The sequence below is a fragment of the Mesorhizobium sp. M7A.F.Ca.CA.001.08.2.1 genome (genome assembly GCF_003998455.1).
Lineage (GTDB): Bacteria > Pseudomonadota > Alphaproteobacteria > Rhizobiales > Rhizobiaceae > Mesorhizobium > Mesorhizobium ciceri.
Genome location: NZ_RZPW01000195.1, coordinates 1 through 8,974, shown reverse-complemented (window position 1 = coordinate 8,974; position 8,974 = coordinate 1). Strand labels below are relative to the sequence as shown.

Annotated in this window: 9 protein-coding genes and 1 pseudogene; 8 read left to right on the top strand and 2 right to left on the bottom strand. The window is 63.0% G+C overall.

Annotation, left to right across the window (positions count from 1 at the left end):
• From EN914_RS13940 to EN914_RS13905, 8 genes are all read left to right on the top strand, one after another.
• Nucleotides 1-1,187: biotin carboxylase N-terminal domain-containing protein (locus EN914_RS13940; RefSeq protein WP_127389127.1), on the top strand; the 1,187-nt coding region annotated here is incomplete at its 5' end.
• A 9-nt stretch (nt 1,188-1,196) separates the two neighbouring features.
• On the top strand, nt 1,197-2,072 hold the full coding sequence (locus EN914_RS13935) for an allophanate hydrolase subunit 1 (protein ID WP_024502404.1): 876 nt from the start codon (nt 1,197-1,199) through the stop codon (nt 2,070-2,072).
• Nucleotides 2,062-3,033 (top strand): biotin-dependent carboxyltransferase family protein, encoded by a 972-nt coding sequence (locus EN914_RS13930; RefSeq protein WP_024502403.1) that lies wholly within the window; start codon nt 2,062-2,064, stop codon nt 3,031-3,033. The genes EN914_RS13935 and EN914_RS13930 overlap by 11 nt, the downstream gene beginning before the upstream one ends.
• Complete coding sequence (locus EN914_RS13925) at nt 2,972-4,033, top strand: ABC transporter ATP-binding protein (protein ID WP_244514266.1); 1,062 nt, start codon at nt 2,972-2,974, stop codon at nt 4,031-4,033. The genes EN914_RS13930 and EN914_RS13925 overlap by 62 nt, the downstream gene beginning before the upstream one ends.
• Nucleotides 4,030-4,764, top strand: coding sequence for an ABC transporter ATP-binding protein (locus EN914_RS13920; RefSeq protein ID WP_013533157.1), 735 nt, complete (start codon nt 4,030-4,032; stop codon nt 4,762-4,764). The genes EN914_RS13925 and EN914_RS13920 overlap by 4 nt, the downstream gene beginning before the upstream one ends.
• Before the next feature lies 1 nt (nt 4,765).
• Nucleotides 4,766-5,671, top strand: coding sequence for a branched-chain amino acid ABC transporter permease (locus EN914_RS13915; protein ID WP_013533158.1), 906 nt, complete (start codon nt 4,766-4,768; stop codon nt 5,669-5,671).
• Between the two features lie 4 nt (nt 5,672-5,675).
• The gene (locus EN914_RS13910; RefSeq protein ID WP_024502402.1) at nt 5,676-6,767 is read left to right on the top strand and encodes a branched-chain amino acid ABC transporter permease; all 1,092 of its coding nucleotides are present in this window, start codon (nt 5,676-5,678) and stop codon (nt 6,765-6,767) included.
• Nucleotides 6,768-6,809: 42 nt separating this feature from the next.
• Complete coding sequence (locus EN914_RS13905) at nt 6,810-8,003, top strand: ABC transporter substrate-binding protein (protein WP_013533160.1); 1,194 nt, start codon at nt 6,810-6,812, stop codon at nt 8,001-8,003.
• A 109-nt stretch (nt 8,004-8,112) separates the two neighbouring features.
• On the opposite strand, the gene EN914_RS39870 is transcribed toward EN914_RS13905, so the two are convergent.
• Together EN914_RS39870 and EN914_RS13895 are read right to left on the bottom strand one after the other, a co-directional pair.
• Nucleotides 8,113-8,781 (bottom strand): nuclear transport factor 2 family protein, encoded by a 669-nt coding sequence (locus tag EN914_RS39870; protein WP_024502401.1) that lies wholly within the window; start codon nt 8,779-8,781, stop codon nt 8,113-8,115.
• Nucleotides 8,778-8,974: pseudogene (locus EN914_RS13895) on the bottom strand (aspartate aminotransferase family protein); the annotation flags it as partial. The gene EN914_RS39870 and the pseudogene EN914_RS13895, both read right to left, overlap by 4 nt.

Here is an 8,974-nt window from a genome sequence, read left to right as displayed (position 1 = left end):
ATCTCAATGTCGAAGCAATTCTGAAGGCTGCCCGCGACACCGGTTGCGACAGTGTTCATCCAGGCTATGGGTTCCTTGCCGAGAATGCCGCGTTTTCCGACGCAGTCACAGGCGCTGCATTGGTCTTCGTCGGCCCGTCGGGAGATGCGATCCGGATGATGGGAGACAAGGTCTCGGCGCGATCGGCCGCTGCCGCTGCAGGTGTCCCCGTCGTGCCAGGCTCGGCTGGCCGGGTCGAGGGCCTCGAGGCTGGCCACGAGGTGCTGACCGCAACCGGTTTTCCGGTGATGATCAAGGCGGCGGCAGGCGGCGGCGGGCGGGGCATCCGCATCGCGAACTCGCTCGCCGAGTTCGAACAAGCCTTTCCTCAGGCCGAAGCAGAAGCCCTCGCCGCTTTTGGCGACGGTGGTCTCTACATGGAAAAGGTGATCGGCAAGGCCCGCCATATCGAGGTGCAGGTGCTGGCAGACGGAAGCGATGCCATCCACTGCTACGAGCGGGAGTGCTCGCTGCAGCGGCGACGCCAGAAAGTTTGGGAGGAGGCGCCGTCGCGCGCACTTTCAGCCAGGCTGCGCGAGGAGCTCTGCGCTTCGGCGGTCGCTTTGGCCAAGGCGGTCAAATACTCTGGTGCCGGCACGGTAGAGTATCTTTATGACGATGAAGCAGACCGCTTCTACTTCATCGAGATGAACACCCGTATCCAGGTCGAGCACCCGGTCACCGAGGCGATCACCGGCATCGATCTCGTTGCGGAGATGCTTCGCATCGCCGGCGGCGAGAAGCTGCGGATCCGGCAAGGCGATGTCTCCGTCAAGGGGCATGCGATCGAAGTGCGGCTCAATGCCGAAGACCCGGCGAAGGAGTTCGCTCCATTCCCCGGGCAGGTGGCTGGGCTTCGCATTCCCGGCGGTCCGGGCGTACGCTTCGATTCGATGCTCTACCAAGGCTATCAGGTACCGCCCTTTTATGACTCGCTGCTTGCCAAGCTGATCGTGCATGCAGAGACGCGCGAGGCGGCGATAGTGCGCCTGATCCGCGCGCTCAATGAGCTGAAGATCGACGGACTCAAGACCACCAAGCCGCTGTTTCTTGCGCTGGCCGCCGATCCGGCGGTGCGGGCGGGAGACGTGCATACACGCTGGCTGGAAGGCTGGCTCATCGAAAACGCCGCAGCATTGGCGGGTTAGGGAGGACCGATGTCGATACGATTCAACTTCGGCGGTGACGAACATATCTTCGGCGAGGTGTCCGAAGAAATGTCGCTCACCTCCTTCTTTACCGGCCTTTCGATGACCAACGCGGTGCGTACGGCAGACATCCGAGGCGTCACCGAGATCTGCCCAGCCAACGCCAGCTTCCAGATTCGCTTCAACCCCGACATCGTCAAGCCGCAGGATTTGCTCAGCGAACTGAAGTCGATGGAAGAGGCGGCCTCGAAGGCGGACCCGGTGCTGAAGACCCGGATCATCGAACTGCCGGTTTATTTCCAGGATCCATGGACGCGTGAAACCTGCTTGCGCTTCCGCGAGCGCCATCAGGACCCCTCCTCCACCGATCTTGAATATTCGGCACGCATCAACGGCTACGCCACGGTGGAAGAGTTTATCGCGGCCTATTCCGGCCAGCCCTGGTTCGTATCGATGGTCGGCTTCGTCGCCGGACTGCCCTTCCTGTACCAGATGGTTGAGCGCAAGAAACAGATTCAGGCGCCGAAATACTTGCGTCCACGCACCGACACTCCCAAGCTCACCATTGGCCATGGCGGCTGCTTTGCAGCGATCTATTCGGTACGCGGCGCTGGCGGCTACCAGATGTATGGCATAACCCCGGCCCCGATCTACGACCCGACCAGGAAGGTGCGCTACCTCGCCGATGACATGTGCCTGTTCAAGCCAGGCGATATCGTCAAGTTCAAGGCCATTGGCCGCGATGACTACGACGCCACGCTTGAGGAAATCGAAGCCAATCGGTGGCAGCCGACGGTTCGCGAGTGCACCTTCAGCCTGAAGGATTTCAACAGCGACATTTACGGCACCAATGCAAAGCTGATGGAGCTTATCAATGGCCGTTAAGGTAATCTCTCCCGGCCTCTCCACTTCCGTGCAGGACCTTGGCCGACCCGGCCACTATCATGTCGGCATTCCAGAAGGCGGCGGCATGGACCGCTTTGCGACACGCATCGCAAACCTGCTTGTCGGCAACGATCCGGGTGCCGCGGTGCTCGAAGCCACTTTCATGGGTCCCGAACTCGAATTCACCCAATCCGCGGTCGTCGCCGTCACAGGTGGAGAGCTCCCACCCAAACTCAATGGCGAGGAACGGTCGACGTGGGAAAGTTTTCCGGTGAAGGCCGGTGACCGGCTTTCCTTCGGCTTCCTCAAGAGCGGCGCGCGCGCTTATCTGGCCGTCTCCGGCGGCATCGACGTACCCGTGGTTCTCGGTTCGCGCTCGACTTACATTCTGGGCGCGCTTGGCGGCCATCAGGGCCGCACGCTGAAGGCGGGCGATGAGCTTCCCCTCGGCGAAGGTTCCGGCAAAGCCGGTCTTTCACTGCCTGCAAATCTGCGCCGCGCGCGCAATAGCCCGGCGGAACTCAGAATGCTTCCCGGCATATACTGGCATCGGATCACTGAGGCTGCCGGCAATCGGTTCTTTGAGGAAACCTGGAAGGTCGCGCCCGAAGCCGACCGTATCGGCTATCGCTTCCGGGGCGGAACGCCGCTGGAATTCGTCGAGCGCGAGCAGCCTTTCGGTGCGGGCTCCGACCCCTCGAACATCGTCGATGCCTGCTATCCCTACGGATCTGTCCAAGTGCCGAGTGGCACGGAGCCGATCGTTCTTCACCGGGACGCGGTTTCGGGTGGCGGGTACATGATGCTGGGCGTGGTGATATCGGCCGACATGGACCTTATCGCCCAGCTCCAGCCGCACACCCCGGCGCGCTTCGTCCCGGTGACGCTGGAAGACGCGCTTGCCGCGCGAACCGAACAGCGCGCCGCGCTGGCGCGTGCTGAAGGGCATCTGGCCGGCTGACGTCAGCCGGGAATGCCGGCGGAGGAGCCGGAGGCGAGGAGATCGGCCGGCCAAAACCGACCGCGCGTGGCGGAAGACAAAATCCGGTGCGCGAAACGACAAGACGACGCCGGGCAACGGCGTGAATTTGGCACCCGAGCAGTCCGCTAGAGACCGCCGGAACCGACAGGGGAAGACATTTGCAACGTGGCTGGCCGCAAGGCCGGATGCTTCGCGCCTTTCCGTCGGTAGAAAGAAGGAAAGGGTCATGAGTCATCTGAGCGCGGAGAACGTCTCGGTATCGTTTGCGGGGCTGAAGGCCCTGTCATCGGTAGACCTCCAAATTACGCCCGGCCGCATCAGTGGCCTCATCGGCCCGAATGGCGCTGGCAAGACCACGCTCGTCAACGTGCTGACCGGCTTCCAGGCACCGACGGAAGGCACCATCAAGCTCGACGGGGAAGCACTCACGGGTCTCAAGCCGCATCAGGTCCGGCGGCGCGGCATTGCCCGCACCTTTCAGGGTGGGCGGCTCTTCCGCGACCTGCCTGTGCTGGACAATTTGGAGGTAACGGGCGTTGGCCTGGGAATGAGCCGGCGCGCTGCCATCGCCGAAGCGGAAGCAATGCTCGACTGGATAGGCATCGGTGCGCTGGGTACCCGCATCGCCGGAACGTTGCCATACACGGACGAGCGCCGCGTCGCCATTGGCCGCGCCCTGATGGGACGGCCCGCATACATCCTGCTCGACGAGCCCGCGGCTGGCATGAGCGCACTGGAGGCGCGGGAGCTTTCCGCCCTGATAAGACACATCGCCAGCGATCTCGGCTGTGGTGTCCTGCTCATCGAGCACAATGTCGGGCTGGTGCTCGGCCTTTGCCAGCATATCGTCGTGCTCGATTCCGGAGCGATTATCGAGGAAGGACCGCCTGCCGCGATCCGCGACAGCGAGAAGGTGCGCCACGCCTATATGGGCACGGCCGCGAACACCGACCTGCCTGTGCTGGAGGCGATGGAATGAGCCTGCTCGCCCTTTCCGACATCACCATCCGCTACAGCCGTCTCACGGCGGTCCGCAATGTCTCCTTCTCCATGGACGAGGGAGAAATCCTGTTCATCACCGGCCCGAACGGAGCCGGGAAGTCTTCGCTGCTGCGCGCGATCGCCGGTGTTACGCCGGTGGCGGGCGGCCGGATCGACCTTGCAGGTCATGAGATCACCGGCCAGGCGCCGGAGAACATCGCCCGGCTCGGATTCTCCATGGTGCCGGAGGGGCGCGATGTCTTCGGCTCGCTGACGACCGAAGAGAACCTTCTGGTCGGAACCGGCATGCACGCCCGCGAACGCGGCTGGCGCAGCCGAGCGGCCGACGAACTCGAAGCCGTCTACGCAACCTTCCCGATGCTGAAAGAGAGGCGGCACGGGCAGGCGGGATTGCTGTCCGGCGGGCAGCAGCAAATGCTGGTCATCGGCCGCGCGCTGATGACCAATCCGCGGCTTGTAGCCATCGACGAGCCTTCACTGGGCCTCGCCCCCAACATCAACGACCAGGTCTACGAGCGGCTGATCGCGCTGCGTGCGCAGCGCCAGCTCACGCTCCTGATCGTTGAGCAGAGCTCGGCCCGGGCGATGATGGTGGGCGGGCGGATGATCCTGATGCGTGGCGGACAGATCGTGCTCGATGGCGACGCGCGGACGCTCGGCAATGGCGAGGCGATCCAGGCTGCCTATTTCGGCTACGAGGACAATTGAGATGCTTCAGATCCTGTTCGACGCACTCTCGCTTGGTTCGCTCTACGCGCTCGGGGCGCTCGGCATTGCCCTTATCTTCGGCGTCATGCGGCTCGTGAACTTCGCGCATGGCGACGTCATCGCCTTCTGCGTCTTCGCCCTGTTATGGCCGTCTACGGACGCAATGGCCATCGTCTTCGCCGGCCAATTGCCGTGGTACCTGCTGTTGCCATTCGTGCTCCTCTGCGGGGCCGGGCTGTCGGTGCTGTGCGAAATCGTCGTCTTCAGGCGGTTTCGTCAGGCAAATCCGGCAACCATGATGATCGCCTCCTTCGCGCTCGGTTTCGTCATTCGCTACTTCCTGCTCATGCTTTTCTCCAGTCGGCCGAAATCGATCTCGCTGCTGCCCGAACTGTCCCAGCCGGTGGAGATCCTTGGTGCCAGGCTTCCCCTCCTCCAGCTCATAACGATCGTGGCCACGATGGTCATCCTGATCGGCCTGACACTGTTCCTCCGTCAAACCCGCTTCGGCCTGGAGATGCGGGCGGCGGCCGAGAACTTCTCGATGGCCCGAATGCTGGGTGTGCGTGCGAACCGGGTTATCATGGGCGCGTTCGCCCTCTCCGGCGCGTTGGCCGCCGCCATTGCACTGATCTTTGGCGCCCAGACAGGCACGCTGGACATCCAGATGGGCGCCTCGATCATGTTGATGGCCTTCATCGCCACCGTCATTGGCGGCCTCGGCAGCCTCGGGGGAGCCGTGCTCGCCGGCTTCCTGCTGGGTGCCGCCTCGGTGATCATGCAAGTCATGCTGCCCATCGACGCCCGGCCATTCCGCGATGCCTTTGTCTATGGAGCGGTCATCCTCGTCCTCCTCTTCCGCCCACAGGGGCTTATTGCCGCGCGCGGCACCAAGGAAAGGATCTGATTTCATGGGTGTCGCCGCCTCCCTCACCAACTCTACCGCTGCCGGTGCCCCGGCTGCCGAGCGAAAGCCCGCCCGCTTCGCGCTTGCCCGCCGCACAATCCTGACACCGGTCCTGCTTTCTCTGCTGCTGCTGGCCATCGCGCTGATCACGGTGATGACCGGATCGCGGCCCTTCAACCAGACGGTGATCGACGTGTTCGTCCGTGTCATCCTCGTCGTGGGCCTATACATCTTTATCGGGAATTCGGGCGTTCTCAGCTTCGGGCATATCGGCTTCACCTGCCTTGGCGCCTACGCGGCCGCGTGGCTCACCATCAATCCGATGATGAAACGCGGTTCGCTGCCGGGACTGCCCGAATGGCTGCTGGCGACCCGATTGCCGTACTGGCAATCGGCTATGCTGGCAGCATTGTTCGCCGCCCTCGCCGCTCTCATCTTCGGGCGGGTGCTGATGCGATTATCGGGCATCGCGGCTTCGATCGCGACCTTCGCGATGCTCGCCATGATCAACACAATTTATTCCAACTGGGAGAGCGTGACCGGAGCGACCTCATCGGTCGTCGGCATTCCGATCGTACGCGTGATCTGGCCGTATCTCATCGGCGCCGTGGTCGCGATCTTCATCGCCTGGGCGCACGCGATCTCCCGGTCCGGCCTGGCCCTTCGTGCTGCCCGCGACGAGCCCACCGCCGCCGCGGCTTCCGGTATCGACATTCCCAGGGAAAGATTGGTGGCATTCGTCATATCAGGCGCGGTGATGGGGCTGGGCGGTGCGCTCATGGCTCATTCCATCGGCGTGGTCACACCCGACACATTCTATCTCGGTCTCACCTTCATCACCCTTTCCATGCTCGTCGTCGGCGGCATGGGCAGCCTGTCGGGGGGTGTGGTGGGTGTCGTCCTGCTGTCCGCCCTTATCCAGGCGCTGCGCTGGCTGGAGGCAGGCGTATCGCTCGGCGAGTCCACTTTCGCCCTCCCGAAAGGGGTTCAGGAAATAGCCCTCGGCGTCATCATGATCGTGATCCTCGCGCTTCGCCCATCCGGACTCATGGGCAATCGCGAGATCACCTTACCCCGCAGCAGTCGCAACAAGTGACCGGCGGCACAAGCCCGACCGGAAAACAAAAAGGAGACGTGCATGACATACAAAATGAGAATTGTCGCAACCGCTCTGGCCTCGATGTCCATCGCATACCCGGCCCTGGCCGATGACAAGACCATCGTCATCGGCTTCGCCACTGCGGAGTCGGGCTTCATGGAAGCCTATGACAAGCCTGCGCAGGAGGCGGCCTTGATCCGCATCGACGAGATCAATGCGGCTGGCGGTCTGCTTGGAAAGCAGATCAAGGTCGTCAAGGCCGACACCAAGTCCGACCGGGCCGAAGGCGCCAAGGCGGGCCTCTCCGTGCTCGACCAGGGCGCGGATCTCGTGGTCGTCTCGTGCGACTACGACTTCGGATCGCCGGCTGCGCTCGCGGCCGAGGACGCGGGCCGTATCTCCTTCTTCCTGTGCGCGGAATCGGTCAAGGCCGGTATCCAGGGTGTCGGCCCGCACAGCTTCTCCGCGTCGGTGCTGGCGCCCGTGCAGGGCGCGACCATGGCCGAGTGGGCATTCAAGGAAAAAGGCGCAAAGGACTTCTACCGTCTGCTCGATACCTGGACGGCCTACAACAAGGGCATCTGCGACGGCTTCGACTGGATGATGCCGAAGCTCGAAGCCCAGGGCGCGAAGCTTGTCGGTGAAGACACCTTCAAGAACGAGGACGCCTCCATCGCCGCGCAGATCACCCGCATCAAGTCTCTGCCGAAGGAGCCGGATGCGATCATGCTTTGCACAATGATGCCGGGCGCTGTTTCGGCCATCAAGCAGCTTCGTGCCGCGGGCATCAACTCCATGATCCTGAATGGCTCGGGCGTCGACGGTAGTTATTGGCTATCCGCTGTGCCCGATCTGACGAACTTCTACGTCCCCGTTCAGGGATCGATCTATGGCGACGATCCCAATCCGGAAGTGCTGAAGTTCAATGCCACCTACAAGGCGAAGACAGGCGCCGATCCCTCGAGCCAGTATGTCTTTCCGGGTTACGTCATGGTCGACGTCTGGGCCAAGGCGGTGGAGCGTGCAGGCACGACCGATGCCGACGCCGTCGTCGCGGAACTGGAGAAGATGAAGAACGAGCCGACGCTGTTCGGGCCTCGTACCTTCACGCCGGAACTGCATCACCAGAACCAGACGCGGTACCTGATCGTCGAGACCAAGGCCGGCAAGCCGGGTGTTGTAGGCAACTGGACGATTTCCGAGCCGGTACCGATGGAAGCCTTGCTCAAGTAAGAAGATGGGCCGGGTAAGCCCGGCCCTTTCGTAGGATCTTGCCTTTGGACAAAAAACGAGGGCGGCCCGCTTGGACCGCCCTTCGTCGCCCGATGAATTCAGATTTTCGCTACCCTCGCGCTTTGCGGTAGGAATCCTTGAGCGCTATGAGCTCCCCCGAGAAAGCGAAGATATCGCAGCCGTCGACTTCGATTTGCTGCCCCGCTGCCGTGGTGCCGACGAAGCGCCATGATGAAAGCCCGGTGTCGCCCGTCACGACGTGCCGTCCTTTGGTCCACGCGGCCTTCGGGAAAGCATCGAACAGCGCTGCATAGGCGGCGCGCACGGCGTCACGCCCCATATGCTTGCGCCCTTCGGCATCGGGTCCAGCCGAGCCGTGGAAAGCGCAATTCTCAGCCATGCAGTCCATCAGCGCGCCCACGTCGCGGGCGTTCCAGGCTGCGAGGAACCGGTCGAGCACGGCGAGCCGCCTGGCTGCGAGGTCGCCAGCCTCAACGACCTCGACCTCCAGAAAGGCGAGCGGCGCATCGCCGGCATTGATGACGTTATGGGCCACACCCGTCCGCCGCGAATAGGGCACCCCTTGAGTGAGAGCGGCTTGCGATTGCGCGCCGTCCGGGCCTTCGAGACCGAGCTTGCCGTCCGTAAGCGGCACGATGACATAGTCATGGCCATGGATGTGCCAGCCGGTCTCGGCCCCGGTGGCAAAGCGCCATTCGGTGACCCGAAAGCGTTCGTCGTCGATATGGACGACCGGTTCGGCTTTCATGCGGGTCATTCGAGTCCCTCCTTGGCAACCGCACCGGTCAGGCGCCCAAGCGTCCGGCCCATGCGCGTCATGATTTCTTTCACATCGTCTTCTGTCGAGATCATCGGCGGGCAGAGCGCGAGCTGATCGCCGATGGCGCGGAAGATGAGGCCTTCCTCGTGGCCGATCCCTGCTGCGATACCCCCTGCGCGCCCAACCTTGG

Coding starts and splice junctions, on each gene's coding strand:
- EN914_RS13935 (WP_024502404.1), top strand. CDS start 1,197: ATGTCGATACGATTCAACTTCGGCGGTGACGAACATATCTTCGGCGAG.
- EN914_RS13930 (WP_024502403.1), top strand. CDS start 2,062: ATGGCCGTTAAGGTAATCTCTCCCGGCCTCTCCACTTCCGTGCAGGAC.
- EN914_RS13920 (WP_013533157.1), top strand. CDS start 4,030: ATGAGCCTGCTCGCCCTTTCCGACATCACCATCCGCTACAGCCGTCTC.
- EN914_RS13915 (WP_013533158.1), top strand. CDS start 4,766: ATGCTTCAGATCCTGTTCGACGCACTCTCGCTTGGTTCGCTCTACGCG.
- EN914_RS13910 (WP_024502402.1), top strand. CDS start 5,676: ATGGGTGTCGCCGCCTCCCTCACCAACTCTACCGCTGCCGGTGCCCCG.
- EN914_RS13905 (WP_013533160.1), top strand. CDS start 6,810: ATGACATACAAAATGAGAATTGTCGCAACCGCTCTGGCCTCGATGTCC.
- EN914_RS39870 (WP_024502401.1), bottom strand. CDS start 8,781: ATGACCCGCATGAAAGCCGAACCGGTCGTCCATATCGACGACGAACGC.